The 19,267-nt window shown below is 60.3% G+C and carries 9 protein-coding genes and 1 tRNA gene; 6 read left to right on the top strand and 4 right to left on the bottom strand.

All coding sequences use genetic code 11. The features are described 5' to 3' along the window. The first annotated feature begins 52 nt into the window (after nucleotides 1-52). The 4 genes from IPP95_12500 to IPP95_12485 all read left to right on the top strand — a co-directional run bounded on the left by IPP95_12500 (nucleotide 53) and on the right by IPP95_12485 (nucleotide 3,675). Nucleotides 53-451 carry a hypothetical protein gene (locus IPP95_12500; GenBank protein ID QQS71990.1) on the top strand — a complete coding sequence of 133 codons (399 nt, stop codon included), beginning with the start codon at nucleotides 53-55 and terminating at the stop codon, nucleotides 449-451. A 47-nt stretch (nucleotides 452-498) separates the two neighbouring features. Next, the gene (gene aspS, locus IPP95_12495) at nucleotides 499-2,244 is read left to right on the top strand and encodes an aspartate--tRNA ligase (GenBank protein ID QQS71989.1); all 1,746 of its coding nucleotides are present in this window, start codon (nucleotides 499-501) and stop codon (nucleotides 2,242-2,244) included. A gap of 175 nt (nucleotides 2,245-2,419) precedes the next feature. Continuing rightward, the gene (locus IPP95_12490; GenBank protein ID QQS71988.1) at nucleotides 2,420-2,896 is read left to right on the top strand and encodes a nucleoside deaminase; all 477 of its coding nucleotides are present in this window, start codon (nucleotides 2,420-2,422) and stop codon (nucleotides 2,894-2,896) included. Between the two features lie 47 nt (nucleotides 2,897-2,943). Next, a complete protein-coding gene (locus IPP95_12485) occupies nucleotides 2,944-3,675 on the top strand; it encodes a zinc-dependent peptidase (protein QQS71987.1) in 732 nt (243 codons plus the stop codon). A gap of 68 nt (nucleotides 3,676-3,743) precedes the next feature. On the opposite strand, the gene IPP95_12480 is transcribed toward IPP95_12485, so the two are convergent. Then, nucleotides 3,744-3,816 (bottom strand) — tRNA-Gln (locus IPP95_12480). A gap of 135 nt (nucleotides 3,817-3,951) precedes the next feature. On the opposite strand from IPP95_12480, the gene IPP95_12475 reads away from it, so the two are divergent. Next, the gene (locus IPP95_12475; protein QQS71986.1) at nucleotides 3,952-7,326 is read left to right on the top strand and encodes a DUF2723 domain-containing protein; all 3,375 of its coding nucleotides are present in this window, start codon (nucleotides 3,952-3,954) and stop codon (nucleotides 7,324-7,326) included. Then, on the top strand, nucleotides 7,326-7,958 hold the full coding sequence (locus IPP95_12470) for a polysaccharide deacetylase family protein (protein QQS71985.1): 633 nt from the start codon (nucleotides 7,326-7,328) through the stop codon (nucleotides 7,956-7,958). Before IPP95_12475 ends, IPP95_12470 begins: the two co-directional genes overlap by 1 nt. On the opposite strand, the gene IPP95_12465 is transcribed toward IPP95_12470, so the two are convergent. From IPP95_12465 to IPP95_12455, 3 genes are read right to left on the bottom strand one after another with little or no spacing between them, the layout of a single operon-like run. Further along, on the bottom strand, nucleotides 7,945-10,140 hold the full coding sequence (locus IPP95_12465) for a carboxypeptidase regulatory-like domain-containing protein (protein QQS71984.1): 2,196 nt from the start codon (nucleotides 10,138-10,140) through the stop codon (nucleotides 7,945-7,947). The two genes, IPP95_12470 and IPP95_12465, sit on opposite strands and share 14 nt — an antisense overlap. Next, a complete protein-coding gene (locus tag IPP95_12460; GenBank protein ID QQS71983.1) occupies nucleotides 10,140-11,066 on the bottom strand; it encodes a type IX secretion system membrane protein PorP/SprF in 927 nt (308 codons plus the stop codon). Before IPP95_12460 ends, IPP95_12465 begins: the two co-directional genes overlap by 1 nt. Next, the gene (locus IPP95_12455) at nucleotides 11,063-19,210 is read right to left on the bottom strand and encodes a gliding motility-associated C-terminal domain-containing protein (GenBank protein ID QQS71982.1); all 8,148 of its coding nucleotides are present in this window, start codon (nucleotides 19,208-19,210) and stop codon (nucleotides 11,063-11,065) included. Before IPP95_12455 ends, IPP95_12460 begins: the two co-directional genes overlap by 4 nt. Between the last annotated feature and the right edge of the window lie 57 nt (nucleotides 19,211-19,267).

Below are 19,267 nucleotides of genomic sequence, written 5' to 3'. Positions count from 1 at the left end.
TGAAATAGCGGGATCGAACTTTCACGCAATTCCACCGGTCTACCTTTGTCGAATGCGAAGCCTCGTGTTTTACTTGTTGCCGGTGATCGTCCTTTCCGCAAGCACCGCGTGCACCAAGGACCAGCCGGACGGCGACCATGCGGCCGACATCAACTTCCGCACGGACAGTGGCTACACTTGGCTGAACGATACCGTACCGCTTTCGGACACGTTGCGCATCGGCGTCTCTGTTTCAAAAGGTTCCGACAACCTGCGGTCCTTCTTTGTGGCTGTGGCCTACGACAACGGTCCACGCATCCGGCAAGACAGCGTACATGTGGACAGCGACCCGTTCACCTTCGAGAAAACAGTGATCACACGCGATCAGGCCGGCACGGAAAAATGGTGGTTCTCCGTGGATGAAAACGACGGCGACATCACGCAACAGGCGTTGACGTTGACGGTGCAATAGCCGTGATCACGGGCCGGTTCGGTACATTCGCCGCAGCTTTCAAGACCATGTACCGCACCCATACCTGTGGCGAACTCCGCTTCTCCGACGCTGGCAAGACCGTGACCTTGGCCGGTTGGGTCCAACGCACGCGCGACCTCGGCGGTATGACCTTCGTGGACCTCCGCGACCGCTACGGCATCACGCAGCTCACCTTCAATACCGATAGCGACGCCACCTTGCGCGACACCGCGCGGAGCCTGGGCCGTGAATATGTGGTGCAGGTGACCGGAACGGTGATCGAGCGGCAAAGCAAGAACGCCAACATGCCCACGGGCGAGGTGGAGATCTTCGCCACGGAACTGAAGGTGATGAACAGCGCAAAGACGCCGCCCTTCACCATCGAGGAGGAGACCGACGGCGGCGATGAGCTGCGGATGAAATACCGCTACCTGGACTTGCGCCGCGCCAGTGTCCGGAAGAACTTCGAGCTGCGGCACCGCATGGCGATAGAGGTGCGCAACTACCTCAGCGCACAGCAATTCCTGGAAGTGGAAACGCCGGTGCTGATCAAAAGCACGCCGGAAGGTGCCCGCGATTTCGTGGTGCCCAGCCGCATGAACCAAGGCGAATTCTATGCGCTGCCGCAAAGTCCTCAGACGTTTAAGCAACTGCTGATGGTGGCCGGCATGGACCGCTATTTCCAGATCGTGAAATGCTTCCGCGATGAAGACCTGCGCGCGGACCGCCAGCCGGAGTTCACCCAGATCGATTGCGAGATGGCCTTCGTGGAGCGCGAGGACATCCTCAACACCTTCGAAGGCTTGGCGAAGCACCTGTTCAAGTCCATCCTCGGGAAGGACATGAACGAGCCGTTCCTTCGGATGCCATACGACCAGGCGATGCGGGAATATGGCTGCGACAAGCCGGACCTGCGCTTCGACATGCGCTTCCATGAGCTGAACAACATCACAAAAGGCAAGGACTTCAAGGTTTTTGATGATGCGGAGCTCGTTGTTGGCATCAAGGCAGAAGGTTGTGCCGCGTGGAGCCGCAAGCAGACCGATGCCCTCATCGAATTCGTGAAACGCCCGCAGGTGGGTGCCACCGGGATCATCTTCGTGCGCTGGGGTGCCGAAGGCTTGAAAAGCACCGTGGATAAGTTCTACGGACCCGAAGATCTGCAGCGCTGGGCGGAACGCTTCGGCATGCAGGAAGGCGACTTGCTCTGCATTATGGCCGGCCCTGCGGAAAAGACACACAAAGCATTGAACGAACTGCGCCTGCACCTCGGCGATCTGCTTAACCTGCGCGACCCGAATGTCTTCAAACCCTTGTGGGTCGTGGACTTTCCACTGTTGGAGAAGGATGAAGAAAGTGGCCGTTGGCATGCCATGCACCATCCGTTCACGGCGCCGGTTCCGACGGATGAGCACAAGTTGGAAAGCGATCCCGGAAACGTGAAGGCCAATGCCTACGACTTGGTGATCAACGGCACGGAGATCGGCGGTGGCAGCATCCGGATCCATGACCGCGCTATGCAGGAGGCGATGTTCCGTGTGCTCGGATTCACCGATGAAGAGGCCCGCTTCAAGTTCGGCTTCCTGCTGGATGCCTTCGAGTACGGAGCCCCTCCGCACGGCGGCGCGGCCTTCGGCTTCGACCGCTGGGTGGCGCTCTTCGGCGGCCGCAGCGACATCCGTGAGTTCATCGCATTTCCGAAGAATAACGCTGGGCGTGATGTGATGATCGATGCGCCCTCGACGATCGACGCGATCCAGTTGAAGGAGCTCGGCCTGGAGTTGAAAGGCTAAGGTTCACCACAGAGGCACAGAGAGCACAGAGGAATTCGGGCTGAGTGTGTTTTTTAACCGCAGAGGGCGCGGAATTCGCGGAGTTGTGCGAACTCAACTTGCGTAATGCCACGCTGAAGTGCCCGGACCTGGTCGCGGACCATCGGTCATGGGGCCGGACATTATCTTTCCGGCGATGAACGAGCAGGACGAACGCTTTCTGCGCATGGCCATTGAGGCCTCACGCGCAGGCATGGAACGTGGCGATGGCGGCCCCTTTGGATGCGTGGTGGTGAAGGACGGCAAGGTGGTAGGCACCGGGAACAACCGAGTTACCAGCACCAACGACCCTACGGCGCATGCGGAAGTAGTTGCGATCCGTGACGCGTGCAAAAACCTCGGTGATTTCCAACTGATCGGCTGCACCATCTACACGAGCTGCGAGCCTTGCCCCATGTGCTTGGGCGCCATCTATTGGGCACGGCCGGACCGCATCGTCTTCGCAGCTACCCGCACGGATGCCGCCGAGGTGGGCTTTGACGACCAGTTGATCTACGACGAGCTGCCATTGCCGATCTCCGAGCGGCGCATTCCCACCCAGCAAGCCTTGCAGAATGAGGGCGTGGACGTCTTCAAGGCCTGGGCGAAATTGGCGGACAAGGTGCGCTACTGAGGGGACAATTCCTTCGAGGCACCGATGAGAACGGCATGAACTACCGGATGGCGATTCTGGCCGGGCTGTTGGCCGTGAGCGTCTTCATGCGTCTCTTCTTCCGGTACCGCCCAAGCAAGCTGACCCGAAAGCAACGGCGGGTGATGACCACCTACGCCACTTACTACCAGCAATTGGATGCCGCCAAGCAACGCTCCTTTGAGCGGATCGTGGCCGACTTCGTGAACGGGAAGGAATGGCGAGGCTCGGGCATCACCGTGGTGGATGAGATGAAGGTGATGATCGCTTCATGCGCGGCGCAGCTTCTCCATGGTTTTCCCGATGTGCGTCTGCAACATTTCAAGCACATCACGGTGACTTCAGGCCCCTATCGCTCCATACGGGACAGCCGATCGCATCTCGGTGAGGTGCGCCCCGGGCCGGGGGTGATCATCATTTCCTGGAGCGACTTTGTAAAAGGCTATGCCGATCCGCGGAATGCATACAATGTGGGGTTGCACGAATTCGCACATGCGCTGTGGTTCGAGAACGCCATTGAGAACGGCGAGGACCATTTCCTGGACGATGCATTGCTTCAGCAGTGGAATGCGTTGGCGTTGGCGGAGATCGTGCGGATCAACCACGGAAAGGCACACTTCTTCAGGGAATATGCCGGTTCCAATTCGGCCGAGTTCTTTGCCGTGGCGGTGGAATACTTCTTTGAGCAACCCATGGAGTTCCACGCGGCAATGCCGGAGCTGTATGGCACGTTGGGCGGGTTGTTGCGGCAGGGGCAATGATCTTGCCGAGCGTCCCGCCGGGGGACATTGCACAACAAAAAAGCCCCGCTTTCGCGGGGCTTCCTTTGTTGGCCGACCAGGGCTCGAACCTGGACTCTTCTGAACCAAAATCAGACGTGTTGCCAGTTACACCATCGGCCAATACCGCTTCCAGAACCGGCTTGCGCCACCTTGAAAGCGCGGCAAATTTAGAAAGTTCCACAATACGGCCGCAGTAAAAGTTACCCAGCTTGCGACTTTCGGTACATTCGCCGCTTACAGAAGCCCGCCACCCCTATGAACTTCAAGAAGCTGAACGTCATCACCGGATGGATAATCTTCCTGGTGGCCACCTTCACCTACCTCTCCACCATCGAGCCCACGGCGAGCTTCTGGGACTGTGGCGAATTCATCGCCACGGCCTTTAAGCTGGAGGTGGGCCACCCGCCCGGAGCACCCCTGTTCATGCTGCTGGCCCGCGTGGCCGGTGCCTTCGTTTCCACAGAGCATGTGCCTGTGGCGGTGAACAGCTTGAGCGCCTTGGCCAGTGCCTTCACCATTCTTTTCCTTTTCTGGAGCATCACGCACATGGCCCTGCGCATGGCCACCCGTAAGGGGGACGAGGAGCTCACCTCCGGCAAGATCATCGCCGTCCTCGGCAGCGGTATCGTGGGCGCATTGGCCTATGCTTGGAGCGATTCCTTCTGGTTCAGCGCCGTGGAAGGCGAGGTCTACGGCATGTCCTCCTTCTTCACCGCCATCGTGTTCTGGGCCATTTTGAAGTGGGAGAGCGAGGCCGACAAGCCGCACAACACCCGCTGGTTGATCCTGATCGCCTACCTCATGGGCCTCAGCATCGGCGTCCACCTGCTGAACCTGCTCTGCATCCCTGCCATCGCCTTTGTCTACTACTTCAAGAAATACAATGTGACCCGCAAAGGGGTGATCTACACCTTCATCATCTCCGCCGTGATCCTCGGCGCGATCCAAGCGGTGATCATCCCGGGCATCATAAAGCTGGCCGGTAAGTTCGAGCTGCTCTTCGTGAACGACTTCGGGCTGCCCTTCAACAGCGGTAATTTCATTTATGCGGCCATCATCATCGGCCTGATCGTTTGGGGCCTCATGTGGACACAGCGCCGGGGCAAGGCCCTGCTGAACACGGTGATCCTCGGGGTGAGCGTGATACTGCTGGGGTACAGCACCTTCGCGATGATCGTGGTGCGAAGCAACGCCAACCCGCCGATCGACGAGAACAACCCGGAGAACGTCTTCAACCTGCTGAGCTACCTCAACCGCGAACAATACGGCGACCGCCCCTTGCTGATGGGCCAGTTCTGGGGAAGTACGATGAGCAATGTGCGAGGTGACGGCACACCCGTATACACCGCCACCTACAAGGTGATGAAGGGCTCACGCACGGAAAAGGTCTTCTATGACGGCTGGATGGCGGACCACTATGTGTCGCAAAACCCCGGCACCACCATCGACAATGAATACGTGATAACCGATGCCCGGAAAGGCTCCGAGCCGGAATACGATCCCGCCACCACCATGATGTTCCCGCGGATGTACAGTTCGCAGGCCAACCACATCCAAGCATACAAGGATTGGAGCGATTTCAAGGGCTACCCTGTTCGCACCACCGATCGCGAAGGCAAGCCCTCCGTGATCCAGAAACCCACGCAGATGGAGAACATGCGCTTCTTCGTCAACTACCAGGTGAACTGGATGTACTGGCGCTATTTCCTATGGAATTTCGCCGGTCGGCAGAACGACATCCAAGGGAGCGGGGCCATCACCGAAGGCAACTGGTACACGGGCATCAAGGCCATCGACGCGCAGCGCTTGGGCAACCAGGACCATTTGCCGCCGAGCATGACGGGGAACAAGGCCATGAACAAGCTCTATCTGCTGCCGTTCCTCCTGGGCTTGATCGGGCTGGTGTACCAGCTCACTCGCGACCTGCGCAACTGGAGCGTGGTGATGCTGCTTTTCCTCTTCACCGGCATGGCCATCGTGGTCTATCTCAATCAGTACCCGTTCCAGCCCCGCGAACGTGACTATGCCTACGTGGGTTCGTTCTATGCTTTCGCCTTCTGGATCGGCCTGGGCGTATATGCACTGTTCGATGCGGCGCGGTCGATCACACAAAAAGAGCTGCTGTATGGCGTTGGCGGCACATTGGGCATCGGTGTCCTGAAGTACCTCACCGAGCTCGTGGCCGGTGCGGACCATTCGATCTCCTACTGCTTTTTCTATATCGGCATCGTGAGCGGCGTGGCGATGGGCATCATGTACTTGATGCGGACCCTTCGGAACGATCGGGCCAGTGCCGTGGTGGCCACGCTCATCGGCTTGGTGGTGCCCGTGGTGATGGTGCGCGCGGAATGGGACGACCACGACCGCAGCCACCGCTATCCGGCCCGCGACCTCGCTGCCGATTACCTCAACAGCTGCGCCCCCAACGCGATCCTCTTCACCAACGGCGACAACGACACCTTCCCGCTCTGGTACGCCCAGGAGGTGGAAAACATCCGCACGGATGTGCGCGTAGTGAACCTGAGCCTCTTGAACACCGACTGGTACATCGACCAGATGCGCCGCAAAGCGTATGACAGCGAGCCGGTGCCGTTCAACATGGACCCCGACAAGTACCGGCAGGGCACGCGGGACGTGGTGGCCTTGATCCCGAACGAGAAGGTGAAGGGCTACTTGGACCTCAAACGTGCGATGGATTTCGCCACGGACGACCGCAACCTGCAGCAGATCTTCCAGCAGGGCGTGAAGGACGCTTACATCCCAACACAGAATTTCCGCATCCCTGCGGACAGCGCCTTCGTCTTCGGCCCCCAAGGCATGCTCACCGCCAAGGACACTGCCAACTTCACCGGCGATGTGCGCTGGAGCATCAAGAAGCAGTACGTGCTGAAGAACCATTTCCTGATGATGGACCTCTTGGCCAACAACGATTGGAAGCGGCCCATCTATTTCGCCGTCACCACAGGGCCGGACAGCTACCTGAACCTGCAGAACTACTTCCGCTTGGAAGGACTCACCTACCGGTTGGTGCCTGTATCCGAAAAATCCGCGAACCCGAACACGTACGGCAGCGTTGCCACGGACATCATGCTGGACAACGTGATGAACAAGTTCAAATGGGGCGGCATGGATCATGAGCCGGGCGTGTACCTGGACGAGAACGTGCTGCGGATGACCACCAACCTGCGCCTACAGATCGCCACCCTCGCCACCGAGTTGGCCAGCGAAGGGCGGAAAGAGGAGGCCAAGCAGGTGCTGGACCTCGCTCAAGCGAAGATGCCGGAAAAGAACGTGCCATACGACCGCATCATGCTCCCGATCATCGAGGCTTATTACCAAGCAGGTGACACCACCTCTGCGAACCGCCTCAACCTGCGTCTCTTCACCATCATGGACGAGAACATGAACTGGTACCTGAGCCTTTCCCCTGAGTTCGCCAACAAGGTGACCGATGACATGGGCATGGCCCAACTGGTGATGGAACGCTTGGCCCGTACGGCGCAGATGAACGGGCAAAAGTCACTGTCCGACAGCCTCAACGCCCGCTCGGCGGAAGTGGACACCCTGTACCAGATGAAACTGGAGGACATCGCCACGCACGGCATGCGTACCACCAACGCACGGTTCTAATGCCGCGCGGTCTGGTCCTGCGCATGCTGGCCATGCTGGACCGCCGCATACGTTGGCGGATGCCGGCCACGGCGAAGGAGGTATTCCTCACCTTCGATGACGGACCGGAGCCCGAGGTGACGACTTGGGTGCTGGACACGCTTGCGAAGCATGGTGCTAAAGCGACCTTCTTCTGCTTAGGCCGGAATGTGCAACTCCATCCCGGGCTCTTCCATCGCCTGCGAAGTGAAGGCCACGCGGTAGGGCACCACACCTGGGACCATCCGGATGGCTGGCGGACGCCAGTGCGGACATATTACCGCAATGTGCTCCGCGGTGCGGAACAGGTCGGCGGCTTCTTGTTCCGTCCGCCATATGGTCGGATCGGCATTGGCAGGGCGCGCTCGTTGGGCAAACGCTACCAAGTGGTGATGTGGGACGTTCTGGGCGGGGACTTCAGGAAGGACAAGAGCGGTGAGGCCTGTGCGCGGCGCGTACTTGCCCGAGTGAGACCCGGCAGCATTGTGGTGCTGCACGACAACCTGAAGAGCGCTGCGTGCTTGATGGAAGCGCTGCCCCGCATCTTGGTGGGCCTGAATAAGAAAGGCTACATCTGCTTGGGAATGGACGACAAAGCGGTCACGAACCGGTGACGCCGGTGACCATGTATTCCACCCGCTCGTTCTCGGCATGCTGTAGACCCGTGCATTCCACTCCGGGACCGCAAGGATTTGTTGGCTTGTTGATGCCGTAGCCCTTCACCGTGAGACGATCCTTCAGGATCCCCTTGGTACGCAGGTAGGTGTCGATCATCTTGGCCCGGTCCTGGGTCAATTTCAAAGCCGGTCCCGCAGCACGGTTGGTATTGGCATGCACGCCGACCTCGATATTGAGCGTTGGGTTCACCTGCATCCGGTCGGCGAGCTGGTCCAACTGTGCTTTGGCCGTGGGCGATAAACCGGTCTCATCACCGGACCACGTGATGTACTTCAGCGGAAGCGGCTTCCCGACCTCCATCCGTTCCAAAGCCAGCTCCTGCACTTGGCCGAGTTCAATGATACCCTGCTTCATCCCGGCCGTGTTCACCAGCACGCTCATGGTGAAATAGGCGGATTTCTCCAACATGATCTCGAATTCCTCGTTCGGCTGCATCCTGAACAAGAAGTCGCCGCCCGCTTCCGTAGTGCGTACCTCGCTGAAGAAGCTGCTCAGGTTCACAACGCTCACCTTCACCCCTTCCACGAAACCGAGCTTGTCCTTGTACTTCACCGCGCCCCTCAGCCAGATGCCCGCATCGGGGAGGAGATGCACGTCACGCGCCACGATCTGGCGTTGACCGATGTTCTCCGTGCTCAAGTGGACCAGCCCGTCGTAATGACCGGCCGATCGGGCACGCACCGCGTACTCCATGTTCTCCTTGACCGGGAAGGAATAGCGGCCTTCAGCATCGCTTTTCGCGTTCTCCAGCACCGTTCCTTCATCGTTCAGTAGCGCCACTTCCGCATCGGCCACTGGTTTTGCGCTCTCATCATCGATCACCGTGCCCGTGCAGAGGAATCGCTGTTCGAGGGGGTAATGCATCCGGAATGTGTAGATGTCGTCACCACCGGCACCACCGGGCCTGTCACTACTGAAGTATCCTGTGGCGTTGGCCTTGTCGATCACGAAAGCAAAGTCATCCTTGGGCCCGTTCACCGGTGCGCCCACGTTCACGGAGAAGGAAAAGTCACCGTTGGGGCCGCGCTTCGCGGCGAAAACATCCAAACCTCCCAACCCCGGAAGACCGGTGCTTGAGAAGTACAGCGTGCCGTCATCCGCCATAAAGGGAAATAGCTCATTGCGTGTGGTGTTCACTCCCGGACCCAAGTTCCGCGGCTCGCCCCATTGCCCGCCCATATCCTGGCACATATAGATGTCCGTGCCACCATATCCACCTGGCATATCGCTGACAAAGAAGAACAATTTGCCGTCCGCTGAAATGGCCGGGTGTCCCACGGAGCATTCCGGATTGTTGTAGAGGAAGGGGTCTTCACCGGTAAATCCCGCCACATCGCGTTGGGCATGTAGAATACTGAGGCGATGGATGCCGTTCTTGCTGCGCGAGGCATTGGTCCGGGTATACCACAGCGAGCCGTCCGGACCTACCACGGCGGGTCCTTCATGCATTTTGGTCTTCACGTTTCCGGTCAAGGGTCGTGGCGCGATAAGGTCTCCGCCGGGTTGCCTTTCGGCCACATAAAGGTCAAGAAAGGGTTCATCATTCCATGCGGATCGCCATTGCATGCCCACGGTGGTGTCCCGGTTGGAGGCGAAGATCACGCGTTCATTGCCGTCCCAGGTGACGCCCATGTCGTCCAAAGAGGAATTGGCCGTGGCGCGGGTCACCGTGAAGCGGTCCATGTTGGCGGTGAATTTCTTGGCGAAATCCAAGATGTTGCTCTTTTTTGGTTGCCCATCGGGCTGCGCCATGTCCAGATAGCGGTCCATCCATTCTTCGGCCGCGGCATATTTCCCGTTCCCCTTCAGGGCTTGCGCATACATGTACAGGTCCAGTGGTTCGCGGTTGAGGTACTTGACCACTTGGGCGTACCAGATCTCCCCGTCCTCGGTATCGCCGAGCTTCATCGAGCAGTCCGCAAGGCGTTTGACCACATGTTCGTTCACCGCACCCAGGTCCGCCGCCAACTTATACTCCTCCTTCGCCTGGGCGTACGCCATCCGCTGGTAGAAGCGGTCCGCGATGCGCGTGTGTGCCTCCGCGCTCTGGGCAAGCACCGGCACCGCAGGCGCCAGTAGCGCAAGCAGAAAAAGGATGCGGCACAGGGTCTGTTTCATCAGAAATACCGCGGCGAAATGGTCCGTCCCTTGGTGAATTTGAAGTCGTAGCCGATCATGATCTCATGGGTGCCTGCATTGTATGCGCCCAGTTTGGTGGTGGTCATGTCGAACGCATAGCCTAGGCGCAACTGCTCGTTCACCTGGTACTGGGCCATCACCCCGAAGCCGTTCCCGTAGCGGTACATGGCCCCGAACCACACGCGGTCGCGCAGCAGGAAATTCGCGTTCACGTCCAAAGAGAGCGGTGCGCCTTCCACTGCCCGGAGCATGATCGATGGCTTGAACTTGAAGTCCATGTTGATGTCGATCACATAACCTGCCATGAGGAAATAGTGCCTGAACTCCTGGCTGGTCACCACGGTGCCGTCGTCGCCGATCTTGTTCTCAAGCAACTTCGGCGCACTGATCCCCACATAGTAGCGCGGTGCATGCCAATAGAGGCCGAAGCCGAAGTTGGGCAGCACTTTCCCGCCGATGTTCCCATTGTGCGGGTCCGCCTCCACGGTGCTCAACGAGGCCAGGTCGGCCTGGAAGAAGTTGATGCCTCCGCTGAGCCCGAATGAAAGGCGCGTGTCAGCACCGGTCCGGATGCGGTAGGCCACATCGAGGAAAACACTGTTCTGCTTGGCAGGCCCCGCCACATCATGGATCAGGTTGCCGCCCAAGGCCAGGTTGTTGCCCGGCAACGGGGAATTCACGGCCAGGGTCTGCGTGGAGGGCGCACCTGTGAAGCCGACCCATTGATGCCGACTGAGGGCCATGGCGCTGAAGACTTCCGCACTGCCTGCGTAGGCCGGGTTGAAGGCCAACGTATTGAACATGTACTGGCTGTACATCGGATCCTGCTGTGCCTTGGCCGTTGGTGCCAAGCCTAGCATGATCAATGCGATCACCGCGAGGAATATCTGCCGTGCGCCCCTCATCGGTTCAGGTAGACGAAGCCCTTCAGCGGATCGGAGCCGTCGCCCAGATCGAGGACATAGTAGTAAGTGCCGGAGGAGGCATCACCAGGCACCAGTGCTTTTGGCGAGCTGCCGTCCCACACGGTACGGACGTTGTCATAGCCCGCCGCCTTGTACACCTCGCCGCCCCAGCGGTTGAAGATGACGATGTTGTTGCCGGGATAGCCCTCGATCCCAGGGATGGTGAAGTTGTCGTTGATCCCGTCATCGTTCGGAGTGAAGGACTCAGGGACGAACACCTCGTCCTGGAACTCGCACGGCGTGGTGCCTTCGATCGTGCGGGGTGTGCAGTGGTTTGCATCGTCCGCTTGGAAGGCGAACGGCTGGCTGGTGAATATCGGTGCGCTGGTAAAGACGTATGGTGCCGTGACCGAGAGTGTACCCGGCCCGCCGGTCACACCATAGCTGGAGGGTGTTCCGCCTGTGAGGGTGAAGCTCACCAAATAGGTGCGGTCCACTTCATTGCAGATGCGTTGTACACCGCTCACGGTGACGCCGTCCACTATCAGCAGGGCCACTTCGCTGCTGTCCGATGGGCAACCCTGCACATCCACGGTGTATCGGAATCGGTACTGGCCTGCGTTCAAACCGGCCGCGTTCACCGTGCCGCCCGTCAATGCATTGCTGCCGTCGAGATCGGTCCACGCCCCGCCGGTCTGGGCCCCACCGCTCAACAACGGGAACAGAACCACCTGCTCGTCGTTGCACACCTGGGCGGTACCATCATCCCCTGCGTTGGACGGGGAATTCACCACGATAGTGAGGCGGGCCACTGTATCCGCGCAATAGGCGCTGCCGGACAGGTGATACCTGTACACACCGGCGGGATCCGTGGCGGGGTCGAAGTTGTTGTCCGCGGGTGTTCCGTCCGGTGCCGTCCATGTGCCGCCGGGATCAGCATGGCCCAACAAGGGATACAAGGTGAACGTGGCGGATGTCGCGCAAACGATCACCATGGTGTCGGCACCGGGGTCCGGATAGGGTGCGATGAACATCTGGACCACGCTCTGCACCTGGCCGCATGCGATGTCGTTCAGGGTGTAGACCAGCGGATAGGACGAACCCGGTACCAGCAAGGTCGCGTTCAATTGGTGCCCCGTGATGGCACCCACGCCGGTCTGTTCGCTCCATATTCCCCCGGTATCCGGATCCCCGCCCAATGATCCGAAAAGGTCGTAGGCCGTTTGCGCGCCACAGATGGTGTCGTTGCCCCCGATGCCCGCATTGAGACCTGCGCCTACGTTCACCGTCACCGTGGCAATGGAATCATTGCAAGGCGAAGTGCCGGCCACCGTGTAGGTGAACACATACGTGCCGATGGTGCTCTGGGTAGCATCGAAAAGACTGTCCTCCAGCACCACGTTGTTGCTGTCCGTCCATATACCGGTGCTGTCCGCATCCGGACCCAGTGCAGCAAAGAGGTTCACCTCGGCATCGGTGGGGCAAACGTTCAGGATAGCATTGTGGCCAGGCTGGGGCGCCCGAACTTCCGTGACCGTGAGCCGCGCCGTGTCGTTGGCACATGCACCGGTGCCAACTCGGATGTAGAGGAACACGCCGCTGCTGTCCGTTGCCGGGTTGTACAGAGATCCATGGGTCGTGGGGGGCGACCCGTCCCTCCGCCACGTACCCCCGCTCTGCGGATTGCCCGCCAACTTGGTGATCATGCTGAAGGGACCTTCGATCGAACAGAATGTATAGCTGTTGTCGTCACCGGCGAACGGCGCAGCGGTCTCGGTGACAAAGACGGCGGCCGTGGCGTTCGGACAAGGGGTCTGGCCTACAACGGTATAGGTATAGTTTCCCTGTACGTCGATGGCGGGATTGTAAACAGGCCCATGGGGCACTGGTGGCACACCGAAAGTCCATGAGCCGCCAGGGTCCGGCGATCCTCCAAGACCTTCGTTCAGGTTCCCGGATGCCCCGTTGGAACAAAAGCTGAGTGCTCCGTCCGTGCCTGCGTTCGCGGCATTGGTGATCGTCACGTTCACCTTGGCGGTGTCGGCGGGACAATCCCCGATGGGCGGCACGATGTAGAGATAGGCCCCGGAAGGGTCGCTCCCCGGATGGATCGTAGAACCCGTCAATTCACCGCCCGGTGCGGGATAGTACCAAGTGCCGTTCAAGTCGTGCGGAACACCGATCGATAGGAAGAGGTCGATCGAGGGGACGCTGGAGCAGGTCGTTGTGTTCCCGTCGCTGCCCGCTTGGGGCCCGGTCATGATGGTCACTGTGAGAAGGGCGGAGTCCGGGGAACAATTGGAAGACCCGGTGAGCACGTAACTGTAGTGATGTACGCCCACGCCGGTGATCGAGCAGTTAAGCACTCCGTTGATCAGCCCCGCCTGGCTTTCAATACCGGTCCAAACGCCACCGGGTTGGGGTGTTCCTCCCAAGTAAGGTGTAAGCGCCACATTCTCGCTGAGGCAGAGCACGGTGCTGGCGTCATCGCCGGCATTCAATTGCGGGGTCACCGTGACGGCCACCGAGGCGGTATCCTGCGCACATGGCCCGTTGCCCGCCACGGTGTAGCGGAACCGGTACACGCCCGGTGCTACGGCGCACGCATTGAATATGCCATTGCTCAAGTGCCCGGAGGCGTTGATATCGGTCCATGTTCCTCCGGCCTGCGGTGCGCCATGCAGACCGTTTATGAGCACCACGGCGCATTCGCTCACACACACGCTCATGGTGCCGAACAGACCTGCATCCGGCGGATCGATCAGTGTGATCTGCACGGTGGCCGTGGAATTGGTACACGGTGCCGATCCGGTCACGGTGTAGATATACGGACCTGCGGGATCCGTCGCGGGGTCAAAGAAGGGACCATGCGGCACCGCAGGACCAACGGGGGGTTGATAGGTCCAGCTTCCGTTGATGACGTCAGGCGTACCGCCCAATAAGCTCAGCAAAGCCATAATGGGGGAATTGGTGCAGATCTGCGGAGCTGTGCTGATCCCGGCCTGGGGCTTCCTGTTCACGGTAATGGACACCGTTGCGGTGTCGTTCACGCAGGGAGCGTCCCCTTCAACAATATAGCGATACACGTATGTGCCAGCCGGATGGTCATGTGGCACGAAAACGGAAGAGGTGAGGGCTCCTGCCGCATCGATCCAATTCCCGGTGGAGTCGGCGGTAGGACCCAATTGGTTGAAGAGGTCCACACTAGGGTCGTCGCTGCAGACCGATAGAATGCGGTCAACGCCGACTTCGGGTTTCCGGTTCTGGATGATCGTGGCAAGAGCGGTGGCTGCAGAGCACGGGAACTGGCCGGTGACAGTGTACATGAACGTATACTGGCCTGGTCCATGGTCCTCGGAATGGTAGATCTCGCTTACAGTGACACCGTTCAATGTCCATGTCCCCCCGGGGTCCGGGTTTCCGTTCAGTACTTCGCGAAGCACGATCGCGTTCGGCGGTGGGGAACAGATGATGCGGACGCCGTTGCTTCCCGCGTTCGGGGCCTGGTTCACCACCACGGTGACGTTCGCCGCAGCATTGGCACAGCCCGTGCCGCCACCGCCTGTGACCGTGTACGTGTAAACTCCGGCCGTATCCGAAAGCGGGTTGAAACTGCTTCCATGGCTATGGCCGTTATAACTCCAGGTACCTCCGGTTTGCGGACTACCGGTCAATGAAGGGGTCATCAGAGTGTTCCCGCTCGTGGAGCACAGGAACAAGTTTCCATTCCCGCCGGCATTGGGAGCAGCGGTCACGATAACGGTAAGCACGGCTTGGGCGGGTCCGCAGGGTGAATTGCCCATGCCCTGCACCGTGTACCGGAAATTATAGGTACCCGGCGGATAGCTGCCGGGTGGCCCACCAGGTAGCGCGGGATCGAATATGCCGTTGCTCACCGGCCCCGAAGGCAGGCGGTACCAAGAACCGTTCAAGGCGGCAGTTCCACTTCCTCCCAAGCTGTCCACCATGGCGAAGGTGGCGGCATTGGAGCAGACGCTGATGCTGCGGCTGATGCCGGCATTGAACGGCGGCACCACGGCCACGGTCACGGTGCTACTGTCATCGCCACAAGGCGGCACACCGCTCACATGGTAGGTATAGGTGCCGGGCGTGTTAGCGCCGGGCTGGAAGGTCCCACTGAAATAAGCTTGGGACGGTGACGGCCCTGTCCATGTGCCGGTGAGGTCATGTGGTCCACCCAAAAGGTTCACCAACGAGACGGCGGCCCCGGTCTGGCAGAAGGTCACACTGGTATCACGCCCGGCTTCTGGTGGATCGGTATCGAAAACAGTGACCGTCCCTTCCGCCACGCCACAAGGAGAAATACCCGTGACCCGATAGGTATATACGCCCGGCCCGCTCCCTCCGGGCACATAGAAACCGGTGGGGAATACGTCCATGTCCGGATCATACCAAGCACCACCGAGGTCCGCTCCGGTAAGCAGATTGAAGAGCGGAAAGCCCGAAGCGTTTTCACACACTGTGATGGCGGCATCACCACCGGCCATGGGCACGGGATTCACATTCACCGTGAGCGACACTGTTTTATTCCCACAAGGGAAGGTGCCCGCCACGGTATACAGATAAACACCTGCGGGATCCAGTCCAGGCACGAAAATATTGGTATGGCTCATACCTATCGGGTCGAGCCAGGTCCCGTTCGTGGCCGGGGTCCCGCCCAAGGCATTGGTCATATCGAAGGACGGATCGTTCGCGCATTTGGTGACCACCGCCGCATTCCCGGGGTTAGCTGCGGGTGTCTCGCTTACATGCACCACGGCCACGGCCGCACTGCAAGGCCCCGTTCCGCTAACGGTATAGGTATAGTCACCGGGGGAGAAAGTGGGCGGATCGTAGACACCAGAGAAGACCTGGTTGCCAGGTGCGGGCTTGCGCCATGTTCCGTTTGCATCGGCAGGACTGATGTAGGAAAACAAGCTCACCGGGGGGCCGTCCGAACAGAAGGTCACAAACCCTTCGTGGCCAGCATTCGGGCCGGCGATCACGTTCACCGTGACCGTGGCCGAGTCCGAATTACATCCCAATGCACCGGTAAGCCTATACCGGAACTGGTAGGTGCCGGCACCGGAGCCCTGGGCATTGAAGTGCTGCCCGGTAAGTTGGCCGGTCGCGTCCAGATCCACCCAGACACCACCGGGTTGGGGCGATCCCCCCAGACCGGTGAATAGGTTCACCTGGGTCTCGGTGTTGCACACGTTCTTCGTGCCATTGTTACCGGCATCCAGCAAGGGAACAATGGTCACGCGCACCGTTGCGGTATCCGCTACGCAAAGCCCGCTTGCTGGAACGATGTATCTGAAATCATAATTCCCCGGAGGGAGTTGTGTGGGTACCCCGGGGTTGAAGAAGTGGCTGCTGAGCCGGCCCGTCACAATTATTTCGCTCCATGTGCCGTTCATGTCCGGCGTTCCGCCAAGTCCATCGAAAAGGTCCACGGTGTTCTGGCCGGAACAGATGGTCAAGGTGCCGCTGGTCCCGGCATTGGGAGCCTGGGTCACGGTCACCGTGACCGTCGCACTATCGGGATCGCAGGGTGCCGTGCCTGTCACCTTGTATTTGTACACGAAGGTTCCGGCAGCGGACGGGAGGAACACGCCGTTGCTGGTCGCACCGCCCGGACCGGTCCACGTACCACCAGCGTCCGGTGTGCCGCCCAAGCTGTTGAAGAGGTTGACCGGATCATCGGTGCTGCACAGCGGCAAAGGGGCGCTCGTGCCGGCGACAGGCCTGCGGTGCTGGGTCACGGTCACCACGGCGGAGGCATTGGCACACGGGCTGAGGCCCGCCACGGTATACGTATAACCGCCCTGCACCGCACCGGGACCGGGAACATAGGAGCCGTTGTTGTTCTGGTTGTTCGGGTCTTTCCACGTGCCTCCTGCGTCCGGGCTGCCGCCGAGCAGGGCGAACAGGTCCACGGGGTCATCATCGCTGCACACCACCGTGGCACCATTGGTCCCGGCTTTAGGTGCCGTGGCCACGTTCACTGTCACCTTGCTGGTATCATTCGGGCATGGGGCCAGTCCGGTCACCACATAGCGGTATACCCCTGAAGGCGTGACACCCGGTGTGAACGTCGCGGGCACGGTCGCATTGGCCGCGTTCCTCCATGTTCCCCCCGGATCGGGCGGACCGCCCAGGATCGTGGCCATGTTGAAAGGCGGATTGGTGCTGCATTGCGGGGTGGTCGCATCCACACCCGCGTTGGGTGCCTGATTCTCCACTACTTGGACGGTAGCGCTCACATTGGGGCAAGGTGTGGTCCCGGAAACGGTATAGGTGTACGTTCCGGCCGGATGTGCCGCGTTCGAGGGCTGGTAGATGCCACCGGCCAATAGCCCGCCCGGTGGTGTGGGCTTCGTCCACGATCCGCCCGTGTTCGGCGTTCCGCCCAAGTGGGTGAACAGATCCTCATTTGGGCTGGTGCTGCACAAGGTCACGGAGCCGTTGCTTCCAGCATTCGCAGCAGGGACCACCGTAACGGTGACCTTCGCCGTGGCGTCCACACATGGCGAGGTTCCCGTAACGCGGTAGGTGTAATCACCGGACAGGCTCGTAGCGGGATTGAACGTGCCGGAAGGCACCGGGCTTCCCCCCGGACCCGTCCAAGTGCCGCCCACGTCGGGGTTGCCCTTCAACCGGGGGAACAACGCGAATGTGCCTTCGGTGCTGCATACGCTGAACGTGCTGTCGAGACCCGCATTCGGCGCCTGTATCACCGACAGGTTCACCGTGGACGTGGCCGGTAAGCATGGTGACAGGCCTGTGACCGTATAGGTGTACGTGCCTGGCGGGGTAGTGCCCGGAATAAAAGTACCGGACGGGAATGGCAGGTTGTCCGGGCCTTTCCAAGTTCCCGTGGTAGCTGGTGTTCCCCCAAGCTGTGTACGGAGCAAAAAAGAGGCGTCATTGGAGCATTTCACCACGCTCACACTGGTGCCGGCATTGGGCGCAGTGCGCACGGTAACGTTAACGGTGGCGATCGCAGGGTCACATGGCGCTTGCCCGGCAACGTGGTATGCGTAGGCCCCGCCCAGATCGGTGCTTGGCTGGAACTGGCCGGAGTGGGCACCACCGGGACCGGTCCATGTGCCGCCCACATCGGGTGATCCTCCTAAGGAATCGACCAAGTTGAAGACCGCTCCGTCGCTACACACGGTCACCATTCGGTTCGAACCTGCATTGGGCGCAGTGCGCACCGTGATCGTGAGCGTAGCACTGGCATCGGAACACGGTGCGGTACCTGTCACCGTATAGACGTACGGCCCGGGTGCCGAGGTGCCGGGCGTGAAGGTGTCACTTCCACCGGGCGACCATGTACCTCCCGCATCGGGCGTACCACCGAGTTGGAAACGCATGCTGAACGGGATATCATCACTGCACACCGTGATGCTGCGGCTGGTGCCTGCGTTCGGGGCCGTCACTACCGTCACCACCACGTTCGCGGAGGCGTTCGGGCAAGGTGGCGTGCCGTTCACCGTATACACATACGTGCCCGGGACAGAGGTGCCCGGAGTGAACATGTTGCTCACCGGGTTTCCCGACAAGGTCCAAGCACCGCCGGCATCAGGCGACCCGCCAAGTCGGGTGATGAGATCGACCGCAGGGCCATTGCTACAGGTGTTCAAGCTGCCGGGAGTACCGGCATTGGCAAGCGGGATCACCGTGACCACCACGTTGGCAGAGGCGTTCGGGCAGGGAGGTGTGCCCGTCACCGTGTACGTGTAAGTGCCGGCAGCGGATGTGCCCGGCGTGAACATGTTGCTCACCGGGTTTCCCGCCAAGGTCCACGCGCCGCCGACGTCCGGCGAATCACCAAGACGCGTAAACAGGTCCACCGCAGGCCCGTTGATGCAAGAAATGAGCGTGCCCGCCGTTCCGGCTGAAGGAAGGCCATGGACCGTAACGGTAACGGTCGCACTTGAAAGTCCGACGGTGTAGGTGAAGGCCCCGGGCGCATCCGTTGCAGGATCGAAGGTCCCGGGATGGGCCGCCGGGCCGCTCCAAGTACCACCCGCATCGGGTGTCCCGTTCAAGCTGTCGATCAACTGGACCGCAGCGCCGTTACTGCACAGGGTAGCGGTGCCATTGGTCCCGGGGTCCGCCGACCCAAGGGTTTCCACGGTGGAAATTCCGTTCAAGGTCCGAACCTCGGCGCATGCCGGGCTGTGCATAGCCAT

The organism is Flavobacteriales bacterium, from assembly GCA_016700415.1.
In the GTDB taxonomy this organism is placed as follows: domain Bacteria; phylum Bacteroidota; class Bacteroidia; order Flavobacteriales_F; family PHOS-HE28; genus PHOS-HE28.
The sequence above is the reverse complement of the archived record's forward strand: the minus strand, read 5'-3'. Positions and strand labels throughout refer to the sequence as shown.

What these genes read in the sequence shown, in the direction of transcription:
- IPP95_12500 (QQS71990.1), top strand. Translation starts at nt 53, where the DNA reads ATGCGAAGCCTCGTGTTTTACTTGTTGCCGGTGATCGTCCTTTCCGCA.
- aspS (QQS71989.1), top strand. Translation starts at nt 499, where the DNA reads ATGTACCGCACCCATACCTGTGGCGAACTCCGCTTCTCCGACGCTGGC.
- IPP95_12490 (QQS71988.1), top strand. Translation starts at nt 2,420, where the DNA reads ATGAACGAGCAGGACGAACGCTTTCTGCGCATGGCCATTGAGGCCTCA.
- IPP95_12485 (QQS71987.1), top strand. Translation starts at nt 2,944, where the DNA reads ATGGCGATTCTGGCCGGGCTGTTGGCCGTGAGCGTCTTCATGCGTCTC.
- IPP95_12475 (QQS71986.1), top strand. Translation starts at nt 3,952, where the DNA reads ATGAACTTCAAGAAGCTGAACGTCATCACCGGATGGATAATCTTCCTG.
- IPP95_12470 (QQS71985.1), top strand. Translation starts at nt 7,326, where the DNA reads ATGCCGCGCGGTCTGGTCCTGCGCATGCTGGCCATGCTGGACCGCCGC.
- IPP95_12465 (QQS71984.1), bottom strand. Translation starts at nt 10,140, where the DNA reads ATGAAACAGACCCTGTGCCGCATCCTTTTTCTGCTTGCGCTACTGGCG.
- IPP95_12460 (QQS71983.1), bottom strand. Translation starts at nt 11,066, where the DNA reads ATGAGGGGCGCACGGCAGATATTCCTCGCGGTGATCGCATTGATCATG.